The sequence below is a fragment of the Amaricoccus sp. genome, from assembly GCF_047602525.1.
Classification (GTDB): domain Bacteria; phylum Pseudomonadota; class Alphaproteobacteria; order Rhodobacterales; family Rhodobacteraceae; genus Amaricoccus.
In genome coordinates this window covers 1,278,444-1,303,017 of the sequence record NZ_JASGHB010000001.1, presented here as the reverse complement: position 1 = coordinate 1,303,017, position 24,574 = coordinate 1,278,444, and the positions used below count along the sequence as shown (strand labels likewise).

General features: G+C 74.2%; 23 protein-coding genes and 1 riboswitch. Of the genes, 6 read left to right on the top strand and 17 right to left on the bottom strand.

Features of this window, described 5'->3' with window-relative positions:
* From QM699_RS06890 to cbiE, 4 genes are read right to left on the bottom strand one after another with little or no spacing between them, the layout of a single operon-like run.
* Complete coding sequence (locus tag QM699_RS06890; protein WP_415010430.1) at positions 1–1,320, bottom strand: cobyrinate a,c-diamide synthase; 1,320 nt, start codon at positions 1,318–1,320, stop codon at positions 1–3.
* 10 nt (positions 1,321–1,330) lie between these two features.
* Positions 1,331–2,095: a precorrin-4 C(11)-methyltransferase gene (gene cobM, locus QM699_RS06885; RefSeq protein WP_415010429.1), complete on the bottom strand. Its 765-nt coding sequence runs from the start codon at positions 2,093–2,095 to the stop codon at positions 1,331–1,333.
* Positions 2,092–2,496 carry a cobalamin biosynthesis protein gene (locus QM699_RS06880; protein ID WP_415010428.1) on the bottom strand — a complete coding sequence of 135 codons (405 nt, stop codon included), beginning with the start codon at positions 2,494–2,496 and terminating at the stop codon, positions 2,092–2,094. Before QM699_RS06880 ends, cobM begins: the two co-directional genes overlap by 4 nt.
* Positions 2,475–3,725 carry a precorrin-6y C5,15-methyltransferase (decarboxylating) subunit CbiE gene (gene cbiE / locus QM699_RS06875; RefSeq protein WP_415010427.1) on the bottom strand — a complete coding sequence of 417 codons (1,251 nt, stop codon included), beginning with the start codon at positions 3,723–3,725 and terminating at the stop codon, positions 2,475–2,477. Before cbiE ends, QM699_RS06880 begins: the two co-directional genes overlap by 22 nt.
* Here cbiE and QM699_RS06870 point away from each other — a divergent pair.
* On the top strand, positions 3,724–4,473 hold the full coding sequence (locus tag QM699_RS06870; RefSeq protein ID WP_415010426.1) for a cobalt-precorrin-6A reductase: 750 nt from the start codon (positions 3,724–3,726) through the stop codon (positions 4,471–4,473). The genes cbiE and QM699_RS06870 overlap by 2 nt on opposite strands.
* Here the strand turns inward: QM699_RS06870 and QM699_RS06865 are convergent.
* The 7 genes from QM699_RS06865 to QM699_RS06835 are packed head-to-tail and all read right to left on the bottom strand — an operon-like array spanning position 4,449 to position 12,509.
* Positions 4,449–5,201 carry a precorrin-3B C(17)-methyltransferase gene (locus tag QM699_RS06865; RefSeq protein WP_415010425.1) on the bottom strand — a complete coding sequence of 251 codons (753 nt, stop codon included), beginning with the start codon at positions 5,199–5,201 and terminating at the stop codon, positions 4,449–4,451. The genes QM699_RS06870 and QM699_RS06865 overlap by 25 nt on opposite strands.
* A complete protein-coding gene (locus QM699_RS06860) occupies positions 5,198–5,950 on the bottom strand; it encodes a precorrin-2 C(20)-methyltransferase (protein ID WP_415010424.1) in 753 nt (250 codons plus the stop codon). The genes QM699_RS06865 and QM699_RS06860 overlap by 4 nt, the downstream gene beginning before the upstream one ends.
* On the bottom strand, positions 5,947–6,573 hold the full coding sequence (locus tag QM699_RS06855) for a precorrin-8X methylmutase (protein WP_415010423.1): 627 nt from the start codon (positions 6,571–6,573) through the stop codon (positions 5,947–5,949). Before QM699_RS06855 ends, QM699_RS06860 begins: the two co-directional genes overlap by 4 nt.
* Entirely contained in the window at positions 6,567–7,685 is a 1,119-nt protein-coding gene (locus QM699_RS06850; RefSeq protein WP_415010422.1) for a hypothetical protein, read from the bottom strand. The genes QM699_RS06855 and QM699_RS06850 overlap by 7 nt, the downstream gene beginning before the upstream one ends.
* The gene (gene cobN, locus QM699_RS06845; RefSeq protein ID WP_415010421.1) at positions 7,682–10,987 is read right to left on the bottom strand and encodes a cobaltochelatase subunit CobN; all 3,306 of its coding nucleotides are present in this window, start codon (positions 10,985–10,987) and stop codon (positions 7,682–7,684) included. Before cobN ends, QM699_RS06850 begins: the two co-directional genes overlap by 4 nt.
* Entirely contained in the window at positions 10,987–12,030 is a 1,044-nt protein-coding gene (cobW, locus tag QM699_RS06840; protein WP_415010420.1) for a cobalamin biosynthesis protein CobW, read from the bottom strand. The genes cobN and cobW overlap by 1 nt, the downstream gene beginning before the upstream one ends.
* Positions 12,027–12,509, bottom strand: coding sequence for a DUF1636 family protein (locus tag QM699_RS06835; RefSeq protein ID WP_415010419.1), 483 nt, complete (start codon positions 12,507–12,509; stop codon positions 12,027–12,029). Before QM699_RS06835 ends, cobW begins: the two co-directional genes overlap by 4 nt.
* A gap of 41 nt (positions 12,510–12,550) precedes the next feature.
* A riboswitch (cobalamin riboswitch) is annotated at positions 12,551–12,749 on the bottom strand.
* A 323-nt stretch (positions 12,750–13,072) separates the two neighbouring features.
* Here QM699_RS06835 and QM699_RS06830 point away from each other — a divergent pair.
* The gene (locus QM699_RS06830; protein ID WP_415010418.1) at positions 13,073–13,699 is read left to right on the top strand and encodes a GntR family transcriptional regulator; all 627 of its coding nucleotides are present in this window, start codon (positions 13,073–13,075) and stop codon (positions 13,697–13,699) included.
* 7 nt (positions 13,700–13,706) lie between these two features.
* On the opposite strand, the gene QM699_RS06825 is transcribed toward QM699_RS06830, so the two are convergent.
* Entirely contained in the window at positions 13,707–15,572 is a 1,866-nt protein-coding gene (locus QM699_RS06825; RefSeq protein WP_415010417.1) for a glycosyltransferase family 2 protein, read from the bottom strand.
* Between the two features lie 80 nt (positions 15,573–15,652).
* Positions 15,653–16,849, bottom strand: a complete 1,197-nt coding sequence (gene carA, locus QM699_RS06820; protein ID WP_415010416.1) for a glutamine-hydrolyzing carbamoyl-phosphate synthase small subunit — start codon at positions 16,847–16,849, stop codon at positions 15,653–15,655.
* A 212-nt stretch (positions 16,850–17,061) separates the two neighbouring features.
* Between carA and QM699_RS06815 the strand changes: the two genes are divergently transcribed.
* On the top strand, positions 17,062–17,715 hold the full coding sequence (locus tag QM699_RS06815) for a pyrimidine 5'-nucleotidase (RefSeq protein ID WP_415010415.1): 654 nt from the start codon (positions 17,062–17,064) through the stop codon (positions 17,713–17,715).
* Complete coding sequence (locus tag QM699_RS06810; RefSeq protein WP_415010414.1) at positions 17,712–18,941, top strand: FAD-dependent monooxygenase; 1,230 nt, start codon at positions 17,712–17,714, stop codon at positions 18,939–18,941. Before QM699_RS06815 ends, QM699_RS06810 begins: the two co-directional genes overlap by 4 nt.
* 53 nt (positions 18,942–18,994) lie before the next feature.
* Here the strand turns inward: QM699_RS06810 and QM699_RS06805 are convergent, their stop codons facing one another.
* From QM699_RS06805 to QM699_RS06795, 3 genes are read right to left on the bottom strand one after another with little or no spacing between them, the layout of a single operon-like run.
* Positions 18,995–19,837, bottom strand: coding sequence for an urea carboxylase-associated family protein (locus QM699_RS06805; RefSeq protein ID WP_415010413.1), 843 nt, complete (start codon positions 19,835–19,837; stop codon positions 18,995–18,997).
* A 41-nt stretch (positions 19,838–19,878) separates the two neighbouring features.
* A complete protein-coding gene (locus QM699_RS06800) occupies positions 19,879–20,337 on the bottom strand; it encodes an Lrp/AsnC family transcriptional regulator (RefSeq protein ID WP_415010412.1) in 459 nt (152 codons plus the stop codon).
* Positions 20,334–20,795, bottom strand: a complete 462-nt coding sequence (locus tag QM699_RS06795; protein WP_415010411.1) for an Lrp/AsnC family transcriptional regulator — start codon at positions 20,793–20,795, stop codon at positions 20,334–20,336. The genes QM699_RS06800 and QM699_RS06795 overlap by 4 nt, the downstream gene beginning before the upstream one ends.
* A 133-nt stretch (positions 20,796–20,928) precedes the next feature.
* Between QM699_RS06795 and ilvC the strand changes: the two genes are divergently transcribed.
* Entirely contained in the window at positions 20,929–21,951 is a 1,023-nt protein-coding gene (gene ilvC, locus QM699_RS06790; RefSeq protein ID WP_415010410.1) for a ketol-acid reductoisomerase, read from the top strand.
* Positions 21,952–22,224: 273 nt separating this feature from the next.
* Positions 22,225–23,493: a serine hydrolase gene (locus QM699_RS06785; protein WP_415010409.1), complete on the top strand. Its 1,269-nt coding sequence runs from the start codon at positions 22,225–22,227 to the stop codon at positions 23,491–23,493.
* Positions 23,494–23,740: 247 nt separating this feature from the next.
* On the opposite strand, the gene serB is transcribed toward QM699_RS06785, so the two are convergent.
* A complete protein-coding gene (serB, locus tag QM699_RS06780; RefSeq protein WP_415010408.1) occupies positions 23,741–24,574 on the bottom strand; it encodes a phosphoserine phosphatase SerB in 834 nt (277 codons plus the stop codon).

Genomic DNA, 24,574 nt, shown 5'->3' with positions numbered 1-24,574 from the left:
CTACCCCCGGGAAATGGCGTGGAAGAAGGTGCCGGTGACATGACCCCGCCGTGCGCCGGAGGGGCCGAGCGGACGCCCCTCGCCGTCGGCGATCCCGGCGAGCGGCGCGTCGTCGCCTGGCATCGTGACGCGCGCATAGTGGAACTCGTGACCGCGCACGGTGGCGCCGGCCGGCCCGATCGGCGCGTCGGCGATCAGCCGGGCCTCGCGATACCCGAGGTTCATCCGCCGCTGCGCGAGGCTGGTGACGTGGCCGAGCAGGCCCGCCATCGGATGCGTCACGCCGCCTGCGTCCTCGATCGCGCGCCCGAGCACCATGAAGCCGCCGCATTCGCCATGCACCGGGCGCGTCGCGGCGAACGCGCGCAGGCCGGAGAGAAAGCGCCCGGCGGCGGCGAGGCGGCCGGCGTGCAGCTCGGGATAGCCGCCGGGCAGCCAGCAGGCATCGCAGCCTGCATCCGGCGCCTCGTCGGCGAGCGGCGAGAAGCGCACGACCTCTGCCCCGGCACGGCGCCAGCCGGCGAGGACGTGGGGATAGACGAAGGCAAAGGCCGCGTCGTCGGCGAGCGCGATCCGCTGCCCCGGCGGCGGCAGCGCGGCCGCGGCGTCGCCGGCCACGTCGAGCGGGGTGGCGAGCGAGAGCACCGCGTCGAGGTCGATCGACCCGGCCATCACCGCGCCCATGCGCTCGATGAACGCCTCGAGCGCGGGATGCTCGCGCGCCTGCACCAGCCCGAGGTGCCGCTCGGGCAGCGCCATGTCCGGGTCGCGCCGCACCGCGCCCACCACCGGCAGCCCGATCGCCTCGACGGCGGCCCGGCAGAGCCGCTCGTGCCGGTCGCTCGCCACCCGGTTCAGCACGACGCCGGCGATGCGCACGCCCGCGTCGTGGCTGGCGAAGCCGCGGGCGATGGCGGCGACGGTCTGCGACTGGCCGGAAACATCGAGCACCAGCAGCACGGGCACGCCCCAGGCGCGGGCGAGGTCGGCGGCGGCGCCGCTGCGGCCCGGCGGCGCCGGCACGCCGTCGAAGAGGCCCATGGCGCTCTCGATGACGAGGACGTCGGCCCGCGCCTGCGCGCCGGCCAGATGGCCGAGCAGGTCGGGCGGCATCGCCCAGCTGTCGAGGTTCACGCCGGCCGCGCCGGTCGCGGCGGCATGAAACCCCGGGTCGATGTAGTCCGGCCCCGCCTTCGCGCCGCGCACGACGAGGCCGGCCCGCGCGAAGGCGCGCATCAGCCCGATCGCCACGCTGGTCTTGCCGGAGCCGGAGCGGGCGGCGCCGACGATGAAGGCCCGTGCGGGCGACGTTGCGCTCACTTGCGCGCCCTCACAGCCCGTCACGGCCGCGAAAGCGGCGCTGGTAGGCGGCATCGTAGAGCGCGCTGTCGCGAAATCCCGCCGCCGCGAGCCCCGGGCCGACGAAGACGATCGCCGTGCGGTCGATCGGGTCGGCCTCGACCGCCGCCGCGATGCTGCCGAGCGTGCCGCGCACCACCCGCTCCTCGGGCCAGCTGGCGCGGGCGACGATGGCGACGGGGCACTCCGCACCATAGAGCGGCGTCAGCTCGGCGACGATGCGGGGCAGCGCGTGGATCGCGAGATGGATCGCGAGCGTCGCGCCGGTGGCGCCGAAGCCTGCCAGCGTCTCGCCGGCCGGCATTGCCGACGCGCGCCCCGAAACCCGGGTCAGCACCAGGCTCTGCGCCACCTCGGGGACGGTCAGCTCGCGCCCCAGCGTGGCCGCGGCGGCGGCGAAGGCCGGCACGCCGGGGGTGAGCGTCCAGGCGATGCCGAGGGCATCGAGGCGGCGGGTCTGTTCCGCGACCGCGCTCCAGACCGAGAGGTCGCCCGAGTGCAGGCGCGCGACGTCGAGCCCCGCGGCCTCGGCGGCGACGCATTCCGCCACGATCTCGTCGAGCGACAGCGGCGCGGTATCGACCTGCCGCGCGCCGGGCGGGCAATGCACCAGCAGCGCGGCCGGCACCACCGAACCGGCATAGAGGCACACCGGGCACCGCGCGAGCAGGTCGCGGCCCCGGAGCGTGATGAGGTCGGCCGCGCCCGGGCCGGCGCCGATGAAGTGGACGGTCATGAACTCTCCCCGGTGGTCGCGATCGCACGGGAGGTGGCGATGGCGCAGGTGACGCGGCCGAGCACGAGCCGCGGCGAGACCAGCCGCGCGTCCGGCCCGGCGGCGCCGAGCGCCGCGGCCTCGGCCGCGCTGCCGCTGCCCGTCGCGGCGCGCGAGGCGGCCGAGCGGGTCATGAGCCGGTCGTCGCCGGCCGGGCTCGCGATCAGCAGCGGCAGGCCGAGATGCCGCGCCGCCGCGGCAAGACCGGGCTCCGCCGCCTTGAGCGGCAGGGTCGCGAGCGCGTCGAGCCGCAGGCCGCCGCAGGCGGCGCGCGCGGCCGCGACCGCGGCCAGCACCTCGGCGAGCGCGACGCCGCGGCGGCTGCCGAGGCCCGCCACCGTCACGGCTTCACCCAGGACCATTGCACCACCGGCATCGCCGGGCGCCAGCCGGTCATCCCGCCGACCGGCCCGGCCCGCGCCACCGAGAGCGTCACGAGGCTGCCGCCCCGCGCGCCGGCGACGGTCGCGAGCAGCGCCTGCGTCTCGAGCGTCACCGCGTTCGCCACCAGCCGCCCGCCCGGGCGCAGCGCGGCGAGCGCGGTGTCGAGCACGCCCGGATCGCTGCCGCCGCCGCCGAGAAAGATCGCGTCCGGCACCGGCAGGTCCGCGAGCGCGGCGGGCGCCCGCCCCTGCCGCACGGCGAGGCCCGGCGTCCCCAGCGCCTCGGCATTGCGCCCGATGCGCGCCGCGCGGCCCGGCTCTGCCTCCACCGCGACGGCGCGCAGCGACGGGTGGCGCAGCATCCACTCGATCGCTACCGACCCCGCCCCGGCACCGATGTCCCACAGGAGCTCCCCGCGCCGCGGCGCCAGCGCCGCCAGCGTCACGGCGCGGACCTCGCGCTTGGTGATCTGGCCGTCATGCTCGAACGCCGCGTCGTCGAGCCCGGCCAGCGGCAGCACCGCCGCCCCTGCCCCGCCGCCCGCCATCTCGGCCGCGACCTCGATCGCAAGCACGTTCAACTCGGCACAGCGTTCGTCGCCAAAGTCGGCGGCCCTTGCCACCAGCCGCCGCTCCCGCGGCCCGCCCATGGCCTCGAACACATGCAGGCGCGCGGCACCGAACCCGAGCCCCGTCAGCCGCCGCGCCAGCCGCGCCGGCGCACCGCCGTCCGAGGTGAGCGCGAGGATGCGGGTGCCCGGGTGCAGCAGCGGCCGGACCAGCGCCTCGCTGCGGCCATGCAGCGAGATCGCCTCGACCTCCTGCAACGCCCAGCCGAGGCGGGCGGCGGCGAGGCTGAAGGCGGAGGCGGCAGGGAAGACCGCCATCTCCGCCGGTGCGACGCTGCGCGCCAGCGTCGCGCCGACGCCATGGCGGAACGGATCGCCCGAGGCCAGCACGCAGACCGGCTGGCCGCGCAGCGCCACGACCGCGCCGGCATCGAACGGCACCGGCCAGACCCGCGTCTCGCCGGCGATCAGCGGTGCCGCGAGCGCGAGATGCCGCGCCCCGCCGAACACCACCGCCGCCCCGGCGACCGCCGCCCGCGCCGCATCGCCGAGCCCGGCGACACCGTCCTCGCCGATGCCGACGACGGCGAGCCATGTCGCGCCTGTCGCGGCCGGGAGAGGCAGGCTAGAAGGCGGCATGACGCACGTCCTCATCCTTGGCGGCACCGGCGACGCCCGCGCGCTCGCCACCCGCCTCGCCGGCCGCGACCGCCTGCGCGTCACCTACGCCCTCGCCGGCCGCACCCGCGCGCCGGAGACGCCGGCCTGCGACGTGCGCATCGGCGGCTTCGGCGGCACCGACGGGCTCGCGGCGTGGATCGCGGCGGAGGACGTGCGCGTGCTCGTCGACGCGACCCACCCCTACGCCGCGCGGATATCCCGGGCGGCCGCCGCGGCCGCCCGGGCGACAGGCATCCCGCTCGTCCCGCTCGGCCGCGCCGCATGGGAGCCGCGGCCCGGCGACCGCTGGATCCCCGCCGCCGACATGGCCGCCGCCGCCATCGCGCTCGGCCGCCCGCCCGCCCGCGTCTTCCTCGCCATCGGCCGTCAGGAGGTCGCGGCGTTCCGCGCAGCGCCGCAGCACGCCTATGTCATCCGCAGCATCGAGCCCGTCGCCCCCGACGCCCTGCCGCCGCATGCCGAGACCCTGCTCGCGCGCGGCCCCTTCGACGAGGCCGCGGAGCGACGCCTGCTGACCGAGCGCCGCATCGACGTCCTCGTGGCGAAGAACAGCGGCGGCGGCGCCACCTACGGCAAGATCGCCGCCGCCCGCGCCCTCGGCCTGCCGGTCGTCATGGTGGCGCGGCCCGCGGCCGACGGGGGCGCCGGCAGCGTCGAGGCGGCGCTGCGCGCGGTGATGCGTCATGTCGCGGACCTCGGGGAATAGACCAGCGGCGGCAGCCCGGGCCGCGCCACCACCCTCGTCTCCGCCGACCCGACGAGGACGCAGGTCGCCATGTCCGCCATCCCGGCATCGGCCCGCCCGAGGCGCGTGACCGCGATCCGCTCGTCGGGCCGCAGCGCGGCGCGGCCGAACACCACCACCGTCTCCGGCGGCAGCACCTCGCGCAGCACGTCGAACGCCCGCGCCAGCTGCCACGGCCGCGCGCGGCTCGCCGGGTTGTAGAGCGCGAGCGCAAAGCCCGCCGCCGCCGCCGCGCGCAGCCGCGCCTCGACCGTGGCCCACGGCTTGAGGTTGTCCGACAGCGACAGCGCGCAGAAGTCGTGCCCGAGCGGCGCGCCGCAGCGCGCGGCAACGGCGAGCATCGCCGTCACCCCGGGCACCACTTCGATCTCCAGCCGCCGCCATGCCTCCGGCCCGGTCTCCACCGCCTCGCAGACCGCCGCCGCCATGGCGAAGACGCCCGGATCGCCCCCCGACACCATCGCGACCCGACGCCCCGACGCCGCCAGCGCCAGCGCCGCGCCGGCCCGCCCGATCTCCTCGCGGTTGTCGGACGGATGCGCCACCTGCCCCGGCCCGAGCACCACCCGCGCGAGGTAGGGGCCGTAGCCGAAGAGATCGCTCGCCGCCTCGAGCGCGGCGCGCGCCGCGCCGGTCAGCTGCGCCTCCGGCCCCGGCCCGAGGCCGATCACCGCCAGCCGCCCGCTCATTGCGGCCGGTCCTCCCATCCGGGGACCAGCACCAGCGAGAAGTACGGCGCCACGTCGTCCACCTTGTCCGCCAGCCGCGTCGTGACCGAGCGCGCCATCGTCCCGCGCTCGACATAGACCGCGCGCGACAGCTTGCCGGCGCCGTCGAGCGCCCGGCGGATGGTCGCGAGGTTGCGCCCGACCTTCATGATGACGCTCGCCGGGCTGTCGATCAGCCGGCGCATCAGCTCGGCCTCGGGCAGCGTGCCGGGCAGCACGGTCAGCACCTCGTTGCCCTGCACCAGCGGCAGGCCCGCCTGGCTCCAGCACCCGGACATCGCGGTGATGCCTGGGATCACCTCGGCCGGATAGCGCGCGGCCAGCCGGACGTGCAGGTGCATGTACGAGCCGTAGAACAGCGGGTCGCCCTCGCTCAGCACCGCCACCGTCCGCCCGGCGGCGAGGTGCGCCTCGACCGCGGCCGCCGCCTCGGAGAAGAAGCCGAGGATCGCGGTGCCATAGCGCGGGTCCGATACCGGCAGCTCCGTCGTCACCGGATAGGCGAGCGGCAGCTCGACCGCATCGGCGCGCAGCAGCCCCTCGACCGTCGCGCGCGCGTTGCCGCGCCGCCCGGCCTTGGCGAACCATGCCACCACGTCGGCCGTCCCGAGCGCGCGCACGGCCTTCACCGTCAGAAGGTCGGGGTCGCCCGGCCCCGTGCCGATGCCGATCAGCCGCCCGGTCCTGTCGCCCGTCCTGTCGCCGTTCATATCCCTGGCCTCGCCAGCGCGTTCACCGCCGCCGCCGTCATGGCACTTCCCCCCATCCGCCCGAGCACCACCGCGTGCGGCAGATCGCTCGCCGCCAGCGCCTCCTTCGATTCCGCCGCACCGACGAAGCCGACCGGCATCCCCACGACCGCCGCGGGCCGCGGCGCGCCGTCGGCCAGCATGTCGAGCAGGTGGAAGAGCGCGGTCGGCGCGTTGCCGATCGCCACCACCGCCCCGCCCAGCCGGTCGCGCCACAATTCCAGCGCCGCCGCCGAGCGCGTGGTCCCGAGCCGCGCCGCCAGGGCCGGCGCGCCGGGATCGCGCAGGGTGCAGACGACCTCGTTGGCCGCCGGCAGCCGCGCCCGGGTGATGCCGTGCGCGACCATCTCGGCGTCGCAGAGGATCGGCGCCCCCGCCGCCAGCGCCTCGCGCGCCGCCGCGACAAACCCCGGCGAAAAGCGGAACGACGCCGCCGCGTCGACAACACCGCAGGCGTGGATCATCCGCACCGCCACGTCCGCCTCGTCGGCACCGAACCGCGCGAGGTCGGCCTCGGCCCGGATGATCGCGAACGACCGCTCGTAGATCGCCGTCCCGTCACGCAGGTAGTCCCCGCTCACCATGCCGCCGCCTCCAGCAGATAGCTCTCCAGTTCCACCGGCACGGGCCGGCCATCGCCGCTGACCCGCGCGCCGCCCTCGTCCGCCACCAGGCTGACCGCCGGGCCGGCCGGCTGGGCACAGCGCTTCGGGCAGCCGGAGAGGTGCAGCCGCGCGCCCCGCGCCACCGCCGGCGCCTCGGCCGCGATCCGCGCCGCGATCCGTCGGGTCGCGATCCGCCCGGCGCCGCAGGCAGGCGCCCCGGCGCAGGCGGATATCGCCTGGCGCGGGTCGGTGGCGGCGATCACGAAGCCGAGGCGCCCCGCCTCGGCGACGAACGCCGCCTCGTCTCCAAGCCCGAGCGCGAGCAACGCCCGCCCGGGCGCCGGGTAGAACCGCGCGTTGCCCGCAGCCTTTGCCAGCGCGGCGACCGCCGCGCTCTCGGCGATGCCGAAGGCGAAGCCGATGCCGCGCGCCGTGCCGTCGCGCGTTGTGAACCGGCCGATGGCCTCTCCCACCCGCGGCGCCGGCCCCGGCGTGTCCGGCACGCCGTCGAGGTCGCGGCCGCGCTGGCGCTCCCGCGACAGGCGGTCGAGCAGCCCCAGCGCCACGCGCTCCGCCGAAGCCTCGGACACCGCGTCGCCCCAGCGCGCCGTCGCCGCCGTCCCGCCGACCCCCACCCGCCAGCCCGTGCCGGTGGCGGCGAGCCGCACGTCCGCGGGCACCGCGTCGAGGCTGAACGCGCCGCCGCCGTCGACCAGCACCGTGACCTTTGGTGGCAGCGGCAGCCGCTGCCGCCGCAGACCCGCCGCCAGCGGCCGCGGGTCGGCGCGCTCGGCCGGATCGCGCCCGGCGAGCGGGCTCGTCACCACGCGCGTGCCGGCCGCAAGCGGCAGGTCGAAGCGCCGGAGCGCCGCCGCCAGCGGCGCGCCCTCGGCAAGGCCGCGGATCTGCAGGCTGCCCCGCGATGTCACCTCGACGAGGCCGTTGCCGAGCCGCGCGGCCACCTCCGCAATTCCCGCGAGCTGCGCCGCAGACAGCGCGTCGTCGAACGCGAGCCGCGCCAGAAAGCCGTCGCCGGTCGCCATCGGCGCATCGAGGCTCGGGCAGGCGCCGCGACGCTGCGGCGCGGTCATGGCCGCCCCTCCCGCGCCACCGCCTCGGCGCGGAGCGCCGCGAGATCGCCGTCGACGCTGTTGCGCCGCGGGTGCCACAGGCCCCGGCGGCGGGCGTCGGTGAAGCGTTCGGCAATCGCCCGCGCCGCCGCCGGGTTCTCGCGCAGCAGGAACGCGCGCACGGCCGCGTCCTCGAGATAGGCCGCATGCACCGCCTCGATCAGCGCGCCCGGCACCGCCCCCGTCGTTTCGGCAAAACCGACCAGCCGGTCGACCGTCTCGGCGAATTCGGCGGCGCCGCGCGGTCCGTGGCGCAGCTGGCCAGCGATGAACCGCGGGTTCGTTGCCCGCGCCCGCACCACCCGCGTCACCGCCTCGACCAGCGAGCGCGCGCGTGGCCGGTCGGGGTCGGTGGTGTCGAGCACCACCAGATCCGCCTTGCCGCCGAGCGCCGCCATCGCCGCGGCAAACCCGCCGACGAAGGCCACATCGGCCGATCCCTCCAGGATGTCGCGCCCCGGGTCATCGTGCGCATGGAGAAGCAGGTCGGCCGCGGCAATCCGCTCGGCAAATCCGCCCGCGTCCACCGCTCCCGCGCCCTCCGCCCCGCCGAAGGCGTGCGATCCGGCGGCGAGATACGCCGCGCCGAGCTCGTCCCGCGCCTGCCACCGGCCGTCCTGCAACAGCTCCTCCGGCCCGCCGCCGTAGCTGCCCGGGGCCGAGCCGAAGATGCGCCGCGGCCGGGGCCCGGCCGCCACCAGCGGATTCTCCGCCGCGCTCTCCTCGCGCGCCGCCACCGCCGCCACCGCCGCGTCGATCAGCGCGATCTGTGTCTCGAACATGTCGCGGAACAGCCCCGAGATCCGCCAGGTCACATCCACCCGCGGCCGGCCGAGCGCCGCCGGCGGCAGCACCTCGACCGCCGTCACCCGCGCGGTGCCGTCGTCCCACACCGGCCGGCAGCCCATCAGCGCCAGCCCCTGCGCGATCGCCTCGCCGCCGGTCCGAAGCGAGGCACTGCCCCAGAGGTCGAGGATGAGCGCCCGGGGCCAGTCGCCATGCTCCTGCACGTAGCGGCGCAGCGTCTCCGCCGCCGCCGCCTCGCCGAGCGCGAACGCCGTCGGCGTCGGCAGCGTGCGGGGATCGGCCGCGAAGAGGTTGCGCCCGGTCGGCAGCACGTCGCGCCGCCCCCGCTCCGGCGTGCCCGCCGGCCCGGGCGTCACGAACCGGCCGTCGAGCGCCGCGAGCAGGCCCGCCCGCTCCGCCGCGGCCGAGGCCGCGCGCTCCGGCGGCGCGCCCGGCTCGGCCCGGCCGTAGACGTGCAACCCGTCCTTGATGGCGAAGTCCTTGAGATCGCACAGCCAGGCGTCGATGCGGACCAGCGCCGCCTCGGGATCGTCGGCCGCATCCACGCCCGCCTCCGCCGCGAGCCCGGCCTGCCGTGCCGTCTCGACGATCAGCGCGGCCAGCCGGTCGCGCCGCCGCCGGTCCAGCCCGTCGGCCGCTGCGTATTCGTCCACCAGCCGTTCCAGCGACCGCTCGGCGTCGGAGAGCCCCGCCCCGACCAGCGGCGCGGTCAGGTGCCCGAGCGTCACCGCGCCGAGCCGCCGCTTCGCCTGCGCCGCCTCGCCCGGGTTCGAGACGATGAACGGGTAGACGACCGGCAGCGCGCCCGCGACCACCTCGGGAAAGCACGCCGCCGAGAGCGCCACCGTCTTGCCCGGCAGCCATTCGAGCGTGCCGTGGGCGCCCACATGCACCAGCGCCTGCACCCCCTCGACCCGCCGCAGCCACAGGCCGAACGCGACCAGCGCGTGCCGCGGCGGCACCGCGGGATCGTGGTATTCCGCCCGCCGGTCGAGGCCGCGGCCGCGCTCCGGCGCGAAGCAGACCATGACCTTGCCGAACCGGGCGAACCGCACATGGAAGGCGCCGCCCGGCGCCTCGGCCTCCGGCCCGCCCCACGCCGTCGCCACCTGCGCCCGCGCGTCGGCCGGCACCTCCGCCGACAGCCGCGTATAGTCCGCGAGCGACAGCGCCGGACGCGCGCGCACGATCGCCGCCATCAGCTCCCGCGCGCTGCCCGGCACGCCCGCGACGTCGTAGCCCGCCGCCGCAAGGTCCGCGAGCATGGCGCGCACGCTCTCCGGTACGTCGAGCCCCACCGCATAGCCGGCCCGCCCCGCCGCCGCGGGATAGTCGGGCACCAGGATGGCGAGCCGGCGCTCCGCCACCGGCGTCGCCGCCAGCCGCAACGTGGCCGCCACCCGCCGCGCCACCTGTGCCACCCGCGCCGCCTCGGGCCGGTTGCGCTGCAGCCGCAGCCCGAGGCGCGCGTCGAGCGCCTCCGCCGCCTTGAACGACACCGCCCCGGCCAGAACCCGCCCGTCGAGCTCCGGCAGCACCACGTGCATCGCGAGGTCGGCCGGGGCCAGCCCGCGCGCGCCACCCTCCCACGCCTCGGCCCGCGTCGTCGCCGGCACCGCCTGGAACACCGGCACCCCGAGCCGCGCGAACGCCTCCGCACCCGCCGCGAAGGCCGTCGTGGTGACGATCGCCGCCACCCCGGCCGCCGCCAGCACCGGCTCGATCTCCGCGAAGGCCGCCCCGTCCCGCAGGCTCGGCACGAAGACCGCCGCCGCGTCGAGCCCCTCGGACGCCAGCGCCGCCAGCAGCGCGTCGACCGGCGCATGATCGCCCGCGAGCAGCATCGAGCGGTAGAAGAGCACCGCCACCAGCGGCCGCGCGCCCTGCCGCAGCGCCGCGAGCGGCACCGCTCCCTCGCCCGGAAGGTAGAGCCCGACCCGCGGCAGCGCCTGCGCCGCCGGTGCCGCGACGTCGCGCCCGCCGATCCGCGCGAGCTGCAGCAGGGCCGCCTGCATGTTCACCGGGCCGCCTTCACGAAAGCAGGCGAGCAGCGCCGCCCGCTCCGCCTCGCCCACCGTCGAGAGCGCCGCGAGCCGCGCATCGTCGTCGCGGCACTCCCCGGGCAGCAACGCCAGCGCCACGCCGCGCTCGCGCGCCACCGCCGCCAGCCGCTCGCAGCCGTATGCCCACCACTCGAACCCGCCGAGCAGGCGCACCACCACCGCCCGCGCGCCGCCCGCCACCCGCTCGACCCACAGGTCGACCGACATCGGATGCCGCAGGTCGCGCAGCGCCGCGAGCCGAAGCTCCGGCATCCCCGGGCGCCACGCCGCCGCCAGCGCCGCGAGGTCGCTGTCGGAAAAGCTCGCCGCCACCAGCTCCGCCGGCGCCTGCCCGAGGTCGACCGGCTCGATCAGGTCGTCGAGCGACGCGGTGGTGACGTTGAGGATGTGCATCAGGCCGCCAGGATCCGCTCCACCGCCGCCCGGTCGACGCCCTTCAGGCCGATGACGACCAGCCGCGTGGCGCGCGGCTCGCCCGCCTGCCACTGCCGGTCGTAGTGGTGCGAGACCCGCGGCCCCACCGCCTGCACCAGCAGGCGCATCGGCTTGCCGGAGACCGCGGCAAAGCCCTTCACCCGCAGCACGTCGCCCGCCTCGGCCGCGCGCGCCACGCGTTCGGCCAGCGCCTCGGGCCGGACGACCTCCGGCAGCTCGACGACGAAGCTGTCGAAGTCGTCGTGATCGTGCTCCGGCTCGTCGTCGTGCGCCGTCCGGCGCGCGTCGATCGTGTCCTCGACCGCCAGCCCCTGCCCGAGCAGGACGGCCGGATCGACGCGGCCGCGTTCGGCCGCCACGATCTTCACCGCCCGCCCGAGATGGCGCGCCACCCGTGCCTCGGCCGCGTCGCGCGCCGCCGCGTCGAGCAGGTCGCCCTTCGACAGCACCACGAGATCGGCACAGGCGACCTGATCGCCGAAGACCTCCTCCACCGGATCGTCGTGGTCGAGCGCCGGATCGGCCGCCCGCTGCGCCGCCAGCGCCGCCGGGTCCTGTGCCACGCGCCCCTCGGCCAGCGCCGGCCCGTCGACCACCGCCACCACGCTGTCGACCGTGACCCGGCTCTTCACCCCGGGCCACTGGAACGCCTGCACCAGCGGCTTCGGCAGCGCCAGCCCGCTGGTCTCGATCAGGATATGGTCGACATCGCCGCGGGCGAGGATGCGGTCGAGCGCCGGCACGAAGTCGTCGGCCACCGTGCAGCAGATGCAGCCGTTCGCCAGCTCGACGATGTCCTCCTCGCGGCAGCTCTCGATGCCGCAGCCCTTCAGCACCTCGCCGTCGATGCCCACGTCGCCGAACTCGTTCACCAGCACCGCGAGCCGCCGCCCGCCGGCATTGGCGAGCAGGTGGCGGATCAGCGTGGTCTTGCCGGCACCGAGAAATCCGGTGACGACGGTGCAGGGCACGCGCCCGGCGGGGGCGGCACGTTCGGTCATGGCAGATCCTCCAGCATCTCGATCGGGGGAATACGCGCGATCAGCCCGCGCTTCAGCGTCTCGGGGCGGCCGCGAAACGGCAGGAAACCGTCGGTGGAGCCGGCGAACAGGCGGGCGGCTGCGAGCAGGTCCGGCCCCGCCGCCTCGTCGAGCCCGCCGAAAACATAGGTCCAGCTGCCGGGACGATACATCGCGGCCGACAGCCCCCGGCTGCAGTTGCCGAGGCAGGCGACCCGGCGCACCGCCACCCTGACGCCCGCGTCCGTCGCGCCTTCGTCCGTTGCGCCCGAGTCAGCCGCGCCCGCGTCGGTGGCCAGCGCGTCGGTGGCCAGAGTGTCGGCGAGGCGGCTGCCGGGACGCGGCACCTCGGGGCCGTCGCCCGGGCGGCGGCAGGAAGAGCAGATCAGCAGGGTGATTTCCGCCGCGACCGTCCCCATGGGGGACGGATCCTCCGCGTCGGACGGATTCGAGCCTGTCACGCGACCGTTCTCCTCGCCCAGGTAGACCCGCCGGGCAGCCGGAATTTCTCCACGGCGACGGCAGGTCTCCTGGCTCGCGGATCGTCGCGTCGGGCCGCCTTCCCGGGGCGCAGTGATGCCCCAGTGGCTCTGGCCGTCGCTACCGCCTACAGTTGCGGGTACAGCTGCGGATTTGCCGGAAGGCCGGCGCACCACATTCCCTCTCCCCTCGCGGGGATGACCGTCACTGCCGCTGTCTACGGCCGCCCGCCCGGGGAAGTCAACGCCGCGCCGCGCGCACGCACGCAGCGGTCGGGAGCAGCGGGGCCAGAAGGCATCCCCCGTCGGCTCCTGCGTGCGTTCCGCTCTCCTCGTGCTGAAAGTCCCCTCCCGACGAGGCCGTATGGTCTGACGGTCGTCTGCGACGAGACTCCCCTCGCCCGGCCCCCCTCGCACCCGGATCGGGAGATTGCCCGGGCCAAGCCGGGAGTTGGTTCCTTGCGCGTCGCGAGAAATTCATGAAAGACTGGCCGGGGGCCCGGGCGCATGCTGTCCGCGCCGGCATTTCGGGCAGGCCGCCACCAATGACCAAGGACCCTTACGAGCTGGTGCTCGACGCCATCGACCGGGGCGAGTTCCGCCCGGGCGACCGGCTGGTGGAATCGGAGCTGGCCGACCGGCTGGGCGTGTCGCGCACGCCGATCCGCGAGGCGCTGCAACGGCTGGAGACTCAGGGCGTGCTGGCGCGCGACGGGCGCAGCCTGATGGTCGCGGCGCTGACCCATGACGAGCTTGGCGAACTTTATGTCGTGCGCGCCGAGCTCGAGGGACTGGCGGCGCGGCTCGCGGCGCAGCACGCGGCGCCGGAGGAGGTGCGCGTCCTGCGCGACCTCGCCCGCCGCGACCGCGAGATCGTGGCCCGACCCGAGCTGCTGGCGCGGGCGAACAAGCGCTTCCACCACCAGATCCACCTGGCCAGCCACAACCGCTTCCTGATCCAGCAGCTCGAGATGGTGCACCGCTCGATGGCGCTCGTCGCCACCACCTCGCTCGCCGCCGCGGGCCGCGGGCCGCAGGCGCTGGCCGAGCACGAGGCGATCATCGACGCGATCGAGGCGCGCGACGGCGACGCCGCCGACACCGCGATCCGCGCCCACATCAGCCGCGCCTTCGAGACCCGCCTGAAGGCCGACGCCGAAGCCTACCCCTGATGGGGGCTCAGGGCTCCAGGCCGTGCTCGGTCTTGGTCCAGTGGAACGGCTTCGTCACCACCTCCGCGAGGGCGCGGTAGACCGCCGCGGCGGCCAGCGGCCAGTAGAGCGGCAGGGTCAGCGCCCAGGGCCACATGCGCAGGCGGCCACTGTCGTGGAACGCAAACGCGGTGGCGCCGAGCATGGCGACCGAGCCGACCAGACCCGAGCCGATCAGCCCCCAGCCGAGCAGGGGCGGAATGTGCTCCCACGCCGGGCCGATGCCGACGAAGCCGAGCGCCATCAGCCAGAACAGCGGCAGTGCGATCGACGAGGTGAGGCCGCCGAGAAACAGCACCTGGAAGCCGACGAACTTTCGCAGGCCGAGGTCATGGAACAGCGCCAGCGGATCGCGCATGTGGCTCGCCCAGGTCAGCGCGTACCCCTTGTTCCAGCGTGAGCGCTGGCCGATCCAGCGGCGGGCGCCATGGCAGTTCGCCTCCTCGAGGGTCGTGGTCGCCACCATCTCGCAGCGATAGCCTGCCCGGGCGAGGCGCATGCCGAGGTCGGCGTCCTCGGTGACGTTGTGGGCGTCCCACGCGCCGATTTCCTCGAGCACCCGGCGGCGGAAGAACACCGTCGTCCCCCCGAGCGGCACCGGCAGGCCGAGGCGCTCGATCCCGGTCAGGAAGATGCGGAACCACACGGCGTATTCAATGGTGAAGCAGCGGGCGAGCCAGTTGGCGCGGTCGTTGTAGAAGTCGAGATAGCCCTGCACGCAGGCGACGTCCTCGGGCGCGTCCATCAGGTGATGCACCACGGCACGCAGCTGCGCCGGGTCGGGCCGGTCCTCGGCGTCGTAGATGCCGACGATCTCGCCCCGGCAGAACGGCAGCGCATAGTTCATCGCCAGCGGCTTGGTGCGCAGGTGGCCGTCGGGAACCGTGACGATCTCGATGCCCGGCGGCAGCGTGCACCGGGCGATGGCGGCGCGCGTCGTGAGATCGGCCTCTTCGAGCACCAGCTTTATGTCGAGAAGCGGAGCGGGATACTCCATTTTTCCCAGATGCTTGAGCAACTGTGCTGCCACGCGCTCCTCGTGCCAGAGCGGCACCAGCAGCGAGACCTTGGGCATCCGGCCTGAATCGACGAAGCGCGGCGCGCTCGCCGTCGGGGTCGCGCCGCGCACGAGACGCATCGCGAGCGCGGACAGCCGCAACCCCTGCGTGGCGACCCCGCAGAGCAGCACCCAGGCAAGGACGACGTTCAGCGCCAGCCCCGGCACCATCGCGGCAACGGCGGCAAGGACCACCAGCCCGGCCGCGAGCCGCCAGTTGCGATGCCGGTGGAGCAGGGTTCGGCAGCTCATCCGCCGCGGGCAAAGGTCGTGGGCATGGCGGCGCATCCGCGCGCCGAACGCCCGCGAGATCGCCGCACGGATGGCGTCCTGCCCTGCCAGCACCAGCGTGGCGGGCGCGCCGTCGCGGCTGAAGGCGGCCACCGCCGCCGGACCGCTCGCGGGGTTCGCCACGGCGATTTCGAGCCGGTCGTTCCTGCGGCGCCACGGAATCGCATCGAGCCGCAGGCAGACCAGCGGGTCCACCCCCTGAAGCGCGATCGGGTCGACCGGATCCGCCACGAGGTCGATGCGCCGGAGGCCGGACTGCTCGGCCAGCGCCTCGGCAAGGGCGTCGGGGGTGAGCAGGCCCTCGACGACGAGAATGGTCCCGAGCAGGGAATCCTGCTGCGTCTGGGCGCGCAGCGCGGCGTCGACCTGCGACTGCGCAAGCCGGCCGGAGCTGACGAGAACATCGCCGAGGAACCGCCGCGTCGCGGCGGCGGGCGCCACCGCCCGCGGCGCCTCAACGGACTTGAGCGACAGAACCTGAGCCATACCGGATACTCGCGCTACGCCGAACGCGAGAATTGATACGGGAGGTTTAAGAGCCCGTTAAGTCGGTTGATCCTTAACGGTTAATCCTGCCGGGCGCTCATGGACTCCACAAAGCGCTCGAAGAGATAGAAGCTGTCCTGCGGGCCGGGGCTCGCCTCCGGGTGGTGCTGGACGGAAAACACCGGGCGATCGGTCATCGCGATACCGCAGTTCGAGCCGTCGAAGAGCGAGACATGGGTCTCGACCACGCCGGCGGGCAGCGTCTGGCTGTCGACGGTAAAGCCATGGTTCATCGAGGTGATCTCGACCTTTCCGGTGACAAGGTCCTTCACCGGATGGTTCGCGCCGTGGTGGCCGTGGTTCATCTTGATCGTCCGCGCGCCGAGTGCCAGCGCCAGCATCTGGTGGCCGAGGCAGATGCCGAAGATCGGGATCCCGGTCTTGTCCAGCACCTCGCGGATCATCGGCACGGCGTACTCTCCCGTCGCCGCCGGATCGCCCGGGCCGTTCGACAGGAACAGCCCCTCGGGCTCGAGCGCCAGCACGTCCTCGGCGGTGGCACTCGCGGGCAGCACCGTCACGTCGCAGCCGGCCGACGCGAGGCAGCGCAGGATGTTGCGCTTGGCGCCGTAGTCGATCGCCACGACCCGCCGTCCCGGCCCCTCGCGGCGCTGATAGCCCTCGGGCCAGGCCCAGCGCATCTCGTCCCAGCGATAGCTCTGGGCGCAGGTCACGTCCTTGGCCAGATCCATGCCCTTCAGGCCCGGAAACGCCCGCGCGCTGGCGCGCAGGGCGTCGAGGTCGAAGTTGCCGTCGGGCCGATGGGCGATCGTCACGTGCGGGGCGCCCTGCAGGCGGATTGCCCGGGTGAGCCGCCGGGTGTCGATGCCGCCGACGCCGATGCGGCCGCGCCGGGCCAGCCAGTCGGCGAGGTCGGCGGTCGCGCGCCAGCTCGACGGCTCGGTCGGGTCCCACTTCACCACCATGCCGGCGGCCACCGGCTCGCCGGTCTCGTCGTCGTCGGCATTGACGCCGACGTTGCCGATGTGCGGGAAGGTGAAGGTGACGATCTGGCCGGCATACGAGGGATCGGTCATGATCTCCTGATAGCCGGTCATCGCGGTGTTGAAGCAGAGTTCCGCCACCGCTTCGCCGGTGGCGCCGAAGCCGCGGCCCCAGAACACCTGTCCATCGGCGAGCACGATCGCCGCGGTGGGGCGCAGCGCACGGTCGGGCGCGGATGCCAGCGCCTGGTCTGACGGGGCGTGGTTGGTCATGATGTCGAATCCCGGGGATTTTGCCGGGAAGATAAGGGCGCGCGGCGCGAGGGTCAACCTTCGCACCCGCGGCAAGCCGTCTCTGCCGGCTCGCCCGCCTTCGGCCTTCCTCTTGCGGACGGCCCCCTCGCGACGGCGCCCACCCAGGCGGCTCCGGTCCGGGCAAGGAGCGTGGCTTGCTTCGCCCTCGCCCCGGGAGTACGCAAGGGTCCATGCCCCGCACCCTCTTCGCCCACGTCGAGACCTGGGTCTTCGACCTCGACAACACCCTCTATCCGGTGGAGGCGCGGCTCTTCGACCAGATCGAGGCGCGGATGACCGCCTTCATGATGCGGACCCTCGGGATGCCCGCCGACGAGGCGAGCCGCCTGCGCCAGCGCTACCTGCAGACCCACGGCACCACGCTCGCCGGCCTGATGCGCGAGAACCGCGTCGACCCGGTCGCCTATCTCGCCGACGTCCACGACATCGACCTGACCGGCGTCTCGCCCTCCGAGGTCCTGCGCGACGCGATCGGCCGCCTGCCGGGGCGCAAGATCGTCTACACCAACGGCTCGCGCGAGCACGCGCGCCGGGTGACGGCGGCCGTCGGTCTCGAGGGCGCCTTCGACCGGCTCTACGGCGTCGAGGATGCCGACTACCTGCCGAAGCCCGAGGCGGCGGCCTTCGGCGCGATCTTCGCACTCGACGGGCTCGATGTCCGGCGCGCGGCGATGTTCGAGGACGACCACCGCAACCTCCGGGTGCCGCATGGCCTCGGGATGCGCACCGTGCTCGTCGGCCCGCTCGCCGACCCCGACCCGGGCCACCCCCACGTCCACCACCGGACCGGCGATCTCGCCGATTTCCTCGGACAGCTCGCATGACCCGCTCCGATGTCGATATCCTCGTGGCCGGGGGCGGCGTCGCCGGCCTCACCGCCACCGCCGCCTTCGCCAGCGCCGGCTTCCGGACGCTCTGCGTCGACCCGGTGCCGCCCGTCACCTCGGCCGACGCCGACGGCTCCGACCTGCGCAGCACCGCGTTCCTCATGCCCGCCGTCGACCTGCTCGCCGGGGCTGGCCTCTGGGACCGCCTCGCGCCCCATGCCGCGCCCCTTCGCATCATGCGCCTCGCCGACGCCGGCGGCGCGCCGGGCATCGTGCGCACCTCGGGCGATTTCGACTCGGCCGAGATCGGCGCCGAGGCGTTCGGCTACAACCTGCCGAACTGGCTGCTCCGCCGCGAGATGGTCGGCCACCTCGGCGCGACCTCCGGCGCCGAGCTGCGCGCGGGCGTCCGCGTCACCGGACTGACGCCGCGCACGGACGCCGCCCTCGTCGCGCTCTCCGACGGCACCCAGGCCCGTGCCCGCCTCGTGGTCGCCGCCGACGGCCGCGACAGCGCGGTGCGCGAGGCGCTCGGCATCGGCACCCGCCGCTGGGGCTATGGCCAGAAGGCGGTGGTATTCACCGTCGCCCACGAAGCCCCGCACGACGGCGTGTCGATCGAGATCCATCGCACCGGCGGCCCCTTCACCCTCGTGCCCCTGCCCGACCGCGACGACGGGCCCGCCTCGTCGGTCGTCTGGATGGAGACCGGCCCGCGCGCCGCCGCGCTCGCGGCGCTACCGGAGGCGGAGTTCAACGCTGCCCTCGCCGCCCGCGCCTGCGGCGTGCTCGGCGCCATCCGCCTCACCAGCCCGCGCCGGATCTGGCCGATCATCTCGCAACTCGCCGACCGCCTCGACGGCCCGCGCACCGCACTGATCGCCGAGGCCGCGCATGTCGTCCCGCCCATCGGCGCACAGGGCCTGAACATGAGCCTCGCCGATCTCGCGGCGCTGCGCGACCTCGTGGTCGGGGCGGCCGACATCGGCGCCCCCGAGCTTCTCGCCCGCTACCACCGCAAACGCCACCGCGAGACCGCGCTCCGCGTCGCCGGCATCGACGCGCTGAACCGGGCCGCCATGGCGGAGCCGCGCCCCCTGCGCGACCTCCGCCGCGCCGGCCTCGCCGCGCTCCACGGCCTGCCGCCGCTGCGGCACGCCGCCATGCGCCTCGGCCTCGGCGCCACGTCGCAAGCGCGTGCAGGAATCCCGGGGGCGGATTGATCCGTTCTAGGTCAAGGCACTGCGCCACATTCCTCGTGTGAAATCCCTCGATTTCACACGCCGTGGCTCCGCGGATAGGCGTTGACCTCCGGCGCCTCCCATCCCGCAGGCACGGCCGCCGGCTTCAGGATCTCCACCATCAGCGGATAGCACGCCGCCGCATCGCTCGAATGCTCCGCGCTGCAGTCGCCGCCCGGACACGCCGACAGCGCCCCGAGCAGGTCGATCTCCGCGAAGCACGTCAGCGCGTCCCCCGGCCGCACCGGGCTCGCCTTCATGATATAGCGCCCGGACGACCTGTCGAAGCCGGTGCACATGAAGACGTTCAGCACGTCGTGGACGTACCCCTCCGCCTCGCCGAGCGGCATCCCCGTCGTCTCCGCGAACGCCCGCGTCAGGTTCGAATGACAGCAGTGGTGGTAGTCTCCACCGCTGAGCAGCCGGTTGGTGTAGGGATCGCACCGCGTGCCGATCACGTCGTGCACGCCGCAGCCGTAGTCGTCCTTGCCGTACCAGCCGAGGCTGTCCGCCACCACCGTCGCCATCGGTCGCAGATAGGGCAGCACAGACCACAGCCGGTCTCCGGTGGTGACGTGCGATCCATGCAGCGCCCGCGTCTTGCCGGAAAAGAACCGCTCCGCCATGTCCCGCGCGTTCCACAGGTTCAGGTCACCGACCTGCGGCCCGCCGACGCTGACGATACGAAAGAAGTGCCCGGCCGGTGCCATGAAGCACCGCGCCTCACGCGGGGGGACCATCACCATGTCGACCCGCGCGGCCCCGTCGAGCGCGGCCAGACAGCCGGCGAGATCCACCTCGGGCAGCGTCCCTGCGGGATAGCACACGACCGGCGCCAGCGCCCGGCGGGCGGCGGCATCCTCGGGTTCTGAAGACATCGGCTTGCTCATGGCGCAGGACCCTAGACGAGCCGCCCGCGTCACACCAGCGGCCCCTGGTCCTTCTCCTCCGACAGCATCACGTTCGACTCGACCGCCCCGACCCCGGGCAGCGTCATGATCCGCCGCCGCAGGATGCGCTCGAAATCCGACAAGTCCCGCGCCACCACCCGCAGCCGGTAGTCGAAGACCCCGAGCACGTGCTGCACCACCTGCACCTCCGGGATCGCCGTCACCGCCCGCTCGAACGCCTCGAGGTCGAGCCGGCCCTTCGCCGCCAGCCGCACCCCGACGAACACGGTGACGCCGAACCCGAGCTTCGCCCGGTCGAGCACCAGCCGCCGCCCGCGGATCACCCCGGCCGTCTCCAGCCGCCGGATCCGCCGCCACGCCGCCGGCTGGCTCAGGCCGACCGCCTCGCCCACCTGCTTCGCGTTCAGGCCGCCGTCCGCCGCCAGCGCCCGCAGGATCCCCCGGTCTATGTCGTCGAGATCAATCACAGCGGCAGCCGCTCCGTCGACTTCAGCTCGGAGACGAGCATCAGCGCCTCGATCTCGGCGATGTGCGGCAGCCCGAGGATCTTGCTGCGATAGATCTCCTGATAGTGCGCCAGATCCCGCGCGGTCACGTCCATCCGCACGTCGACCCGCCCGAGCAGCGTCTGGATCGCCTCCACCTCCGGCAGCGCCCGCGCCGCGCTGAGGAAGTCGTCGAACGCCCGTGGCTCGGTCTTGTCGAGGGTGACGCGCAGGAACACCCGCACCTCGTAGCCGAGCGCCCGCCGGTCGATCTCGACCCGCCGCCCGAGGATCACCCCGTCGCGCTCCAGCCGCTCGATCCGCCGCGCGCACGCCCCGGCCGACAGCCGCGCACGGCTCGCCACGTCCGCGACCGCAAGGTCGGGATCGTCCTGCATCACCCGCAGGATACGTCGGTCGGTGTCATCGAGAGCCTGCATAAGAATTGCAGTTTTAGCGCGAGTCGCGAATAGAAACCACGTCAAAAGCGCCGCTTTCCCGTACTTTCACCCGCGCGGGCGTGCCGGCACCGGCGTATTGTCCGCCCATCTTACCGAAGGGGGAGAAACCCGAATGCGTGTCTATTACGATCGCGATTGCGACATCAATCTCATCAAGGACAAGAAGGTCGCCATCGTCGGCTATGGCTCCCAGGGCCACGCCCACGCGCTGAACCTGCGCGATTCCGGCGTCAAGAAGGTCGCCGTCGCGCTGCGCGAGGGCTCGCCCTCGGCGAAGAAGGCCGAGGCCGAGGGCCTGAAGGTCAAGGGGATCGCCGAGGCGGCGGAATGGGCCGACGTCATCATGATGACGATGCCCGACGAGCTTCAGGCCGAGACCTACAAGAAGTACATCCACGACAACCTGCGCGAGGGCGCCGCGATCGCCTTCGCCCACGGCCTCAACGTGCATTTCGGCCTGATCGAGCCGAAGCCGGGCGTCGACGTCATCATGATGGCGCCGAAGGGCCCCGGCCACACCGTGCGCGGCGAGTTCGTCAAGGGCGGCGGCGTCCCCTGCCTCGTGGCGGTCCACAACGACGCCTCCGGCAACGCGCTCGAGATCGCCAAGAGCTATTGCTCGGGCATCGGCGGCGGCCGGTCGGGCATCATCGAGACCGACTTCAAGCAGGAATGCGAAACCGACCTGTTCGGCGAGCAGGCCGTGCTCTGCGGCGGCCTCGTCGAGCTGATCCGCATGGGCTTCGAGACGCTGGTCGAGGCGGGCTACGAGCCCGAAATGGCCTATTTCGAGTGCCTGCACGAGGTGAAGCTGATCGTCGACCTCATCTATGAGGGCGGCATCGCCAACATGAACTACTCGATCTCGAACACCGCCGAGTATGGCGAATACGTTTCCGGCCCGCGCGTGCTGCCGCGCGAGGAGACCAAGGCGCGGATGCGGGCGATCCTGGAGGACATCCAGACCGGCCGCTTCGTCCGCGACTTCATGCAGGAGAACGCCGTCGGCCAGCCGTTCTTCAAGGGCACCCGCCGCCGCAACGACGCGCACCAGATCGAGCAGGTCGGCGAGAGGCTGCGCGGCATGATGCCCTGGATCGGCAAGGGCAAGATGGTCGACAAGTCGCGCAACTGAGTTGCCAGGGGCGCGGCGCCCTCGCGGCGCCGCGCCTGCCGCCGAACCCGGCTGGGCGTTTCGCCCGCGCCGGTGCATGATCTCCCCGCGGACCGTCGCTTCCCGGGAGCCCCACATGCGCGCTTCGTTTGCCCCCGCCTTCCTCCTCGCTTTCGCCGCTCTGCCGGCCTCGGCCGGCCGGGTGCCGCGCGTCGCGGTCCTCGGCGGCTTCGGCGTGCGCGCCATGGGCCAGCCCGAGCGGGTGGACGCTGACACGGTGTCCAGCTCGCATCCATGTCGAAGCCGCTCAGCTCGACGGTGATCGCCGCGCTGGTGACGCAAAGGGTGGTGGAGTGGGGCGACCGGGTGGCCACGATCGCGCCCGACATCCAGCTCCACGACGCCTACCCGACCACGGAAGTGACGATCCGCAACTTCCTGAACCACCGCAGCGGCCTGCCCGGCACCGCTGGCGACGACCTCGAGTCGATCGGCTACGACATGGCGGCGATCCGGGACCGCATCCCGCTGATCCCGCCGGCATCGAGCTTCCGTGCCGGCTACGCCTATTCCAACGCCGGCTTCACCCTCGGCGCCACGGCCGCGGCCCGCCCCACCGGCAAGCCCTGGGCCGATGTGGCCGAGACCGCGCTCTATGCCCCGCTCGGCATGACCGCGACCAGCTCGCGCTACGACGACTTCCGGGCACGGCCGAACCGCGCCGCGCTGCACATCCGGGTCGATGGCGCCTGGACCGCCAGGCTCGAACGCGACGCCGACCCGCAGGCGCCCGCGGGCGGCGCCTGCTCCTCGGTGCGCGACCTCGCGCAATGGATGCGCCTCGAACTGGCCCAGGGGACCTTCGCGGGGCCGCCCGCGATCTCTGCCGAGACGCTGGCCGCGACGCACGCGCCGCTGTTTGCCCGCGGCCCGAACCCCGTGACCGGCGCGACCTCGTTCTACGGTCTCGGCTGGAACGTGGAATTCGGCCGGCACGGCCTGTCGTGGGGTCAGGCCGGCGCGTTCAGCCAGGGCGCCCGTACCCTCGTCACCCTCTACCCCGATGCCGACATCGGCATCGTCGTGCTCGCCAGCGCCTTCCCGAGCGGCGCGCCCGAGGCGCTGGCCGACAGCTTCTTCGACCAGGTGTTCGACGGCGCGGTAAGCCGCGACTGGCTGACGCCGTGGGATGCCGCCTACGCCGGACTGTTCGGGCCGGAAATCGCGGCAACCGAGGCGATGTATGCCCACGCCCCCGATCCGGCGACGCCCGCCCTGCCCGCGGCCGCCTGCCTCGGCCGCTACCAGAACGCCTATGCCGGCACCGCGACGATCACCGCAGAGGGCGACACCGGCCTCGTCCTGCACCTCGGCCCGCAGGGACGCCCCTACCCGCCGCGCCATCTCGACCGGGATCTGTTCCTCTACGTGTCGGACCCCGAGATGCCGCAGGCCCCCGCCGCCCTGCACTTCACCATCGGCGCCGACGGCCGCGCCAGCAGCCTGACCGCCGAATCCCTCGACTCGAACGGCCCCGGCACCCTCCAGCGCGTTCCCGACTGACCCCGGGTCCGCGTCCCTTCGGGTTTTCATACGGCCTTGAAACCTGGAGAGCAGTCGTTTTCCGGCCACAGCCGGAAAACCAGCAAAGAAAGACCAGCGCGCACCGCGCGCACCGCATCGCGGGCAAGGCCCGCGTCCCCGCGTTCCGGTCGCTCGCCGAACGCCGCCGACGAGCGTCCGCGCGCGCCAGCCCGCGACGACGGAGCGGGGGCTCGATGCCCCCGCTTCGTTGTTCCCCCGAAGAGTCTCAGTCCACCCAGGCGTCGGCCGCGATGCCCTGCAGCGCGAGGAGCGCCGTCAGGTCCGAGTGCTCGAGCCGCGCGTCCGCCTCCGCCGCCAGCGCCGGCTTGGCGTGATAGGCGACGCCGATCCCCGCCGCCCGCACCATGTCGAGGTCGTTCGCCCCGTCACCGACCGCGATCGCGTCCGCCACCCCGATGCCGCGCTCCGCCGTGATCGCCTCGAGCGCCGCCAGCTTTGCCGCCCGCCCGAGGATCGGCCGCGCCACCCGTCCGGTCAGCCGCCCGCCCTCGACCAGAAGCGTGTTGGCCTGGTTGCGCGCGAACCCCGCGTCTGCCGCCACCCGGCCGGTGAAATAGCTGAACCCGCCCGAGATCAGCGCGGTCTCCGCCCCGAGCGCGGCCATGGTGCGCACCAGCGTCCGCGCGCCCGGGTTGAGCCGAACCCGCTCGGCATAGCACTCACCGAGCACCGACTCGGGCAGCCCCGCCAGCAGCGCCACCCGCGCATCGAGCGCCGCCTCGAAGTCGAGCTCGCCCCGCATCGCCCGCTCGGTGATCGCCGCCACCTCGGCCTTCACCCCGGCGAAATCCGCCAGCTCGTCGATGCACTCGACACCGATGATCGTCGAATCCATGTCGGCGATCAGCAGCCGCTTCCGCCGCCTCTCCGCCGGCACCACGTTGGCGTCGACCCCGGGCACCGCGAACCCCGCCGGCAGCGGCCGGTCCAGCGCCACCTCGATCGCACCGGGCGCGAGCCGCGTCGCCCGGCCGGCCACACCTGCCGCCGCGGCGTCGGGAACTCCCGCCGCCGCGGTCAGCACCAGCACCTCGCCCAA

Bases quoted from the DNA above. Each gene is read 5' to 3' on its own strand.
- cobM (WP_415010429.1), bottom strand. From the start codon at position 2,095: ATGACCGTCCACTTCATCGGCGCCGGCCCGGGCGCGGCCGACCTCATC.
- QM699_RS06880 (WP_415010428.1), bottom strand. From the start codon at position 2,496: ATGGTCCTGGGTGAAGCCGTGACGGTGGCGGGCCTCGGCAGCCGCCGC.
- QM699_RS06870 (WP_415010426.1), top strand. From the start codon at position 3,724: ATGACGCACGTCCTCATCCTTGGCGGCACCGGCGACGCCCGCGCGCTC.
- cbiE (WP_415010427.1), bottom strand. From the start codon at position 3,725: ATGCCGCCTTCTAGCCTGCCTCTCCCGGCCGCGACAGGCGCGACATGG.
- QM699_RS06865 (WP_415010425.1), bottom strand. From the start codon at position 5,201: ATGAGCGGGCGGCTGGCGGTGATCGGCCTCGGGCCGGGGCCGGAGGCG.
- QM699_RS06860 (WP_415010424.1), bottom strand. From the start codon at position 5,950: ATGAACGGCGACAGGACGGGCGACAGGACCGGGCGGCTGATCGGCATC.
- QM699_RS06855 (WP_415010423.1), bottom strand. From the start codon at position 6,573: ATGGTGAGCGGGGACTACCTGCGTGACGGGACGGCGATCTACGAGCGG.
- QM699_RS06850 (WP_415010422.1), bottom strand. From the start codon at position 7,685: ATGACCGCGCCGCAGCGTCGCGGCGCCTGCCCGAGCCTCGATGCGCCG.
- cobN (WP_415010421.1), bottom strand. From the start codon at position 10,987: ATGCACATCCTCAACGTCACCACCGCGTCGCTCGACGACCTGATCGAG.
- cobW (WP_415010420.1), bottom strand. From the start codon at position 12,030: ATGACCGAACGTGCCGCCCCCGCCGGGCGCGTGCCCTGCACCGTCGTC.
- QM699_RS06830 (WP_415010418.1), top strand. From the start codon at position 13,073: ATGACCAAGGACCCTTACGAGCTGGTGCTCGACGCCATCGACCGGGGC.
- QM699_RS06825 (WP_415010417.1), bottom strand. From the start codon at position 15,572: ATGGCTCAGGTTCTGTCGCTCAAGTCCGTTGAGGCGCCGCGGGCGGTG.
- carA (WP_415010416.1), bottom strand. From the start codon at position 16,849: ATGACCAACCACGCCCCGTCAGACCAGGCGCTGGCATCCGCGCCCGAC.
- QM699_RS06815 (WP_415010415.1), top strand. From the start codon at position 17,062: ATGCCCCGCACCCTCTTCGCCCACGTCGAGACCTGGGTCTTCGACCTC.
- QM699_RS06810 (WP_415010414.1), top strand. From the start codon at position 17,712: ATGACCCGCTCCGATGTCGATATCCTCGTGGCCGGGGGCGGCGTCGCC.
- QM699_RS06805 (WP_415010413.1), bottom strand. From the start codon at position 19,837: ATGTCTTCAGAACCCGAGGATGCCGCCGCCCGCCGGGCGCTGGCGCCG.
- QM699_RS06795 (WP_415010411.1), bottom strand. From the start codon at position 20,795: ATGCAGGCTCTCGATGACACCGACCGACGTATCCTGCGGGTGATGCAG.
- ilvC (WP_415010410.1), top strand. From the start codon at position 20,929: ATGCGTGTCTATTACGATCGCGATTGCGACATCAATCTCATCAAGGAC.
- QM699_RS06785 (WP_415010409.1), top strand. From the start codon at position 22,225: ATGTCGAAGCCGCTCAGCTCGACGGTGATCGCCGCGCTGGTGACGCAA.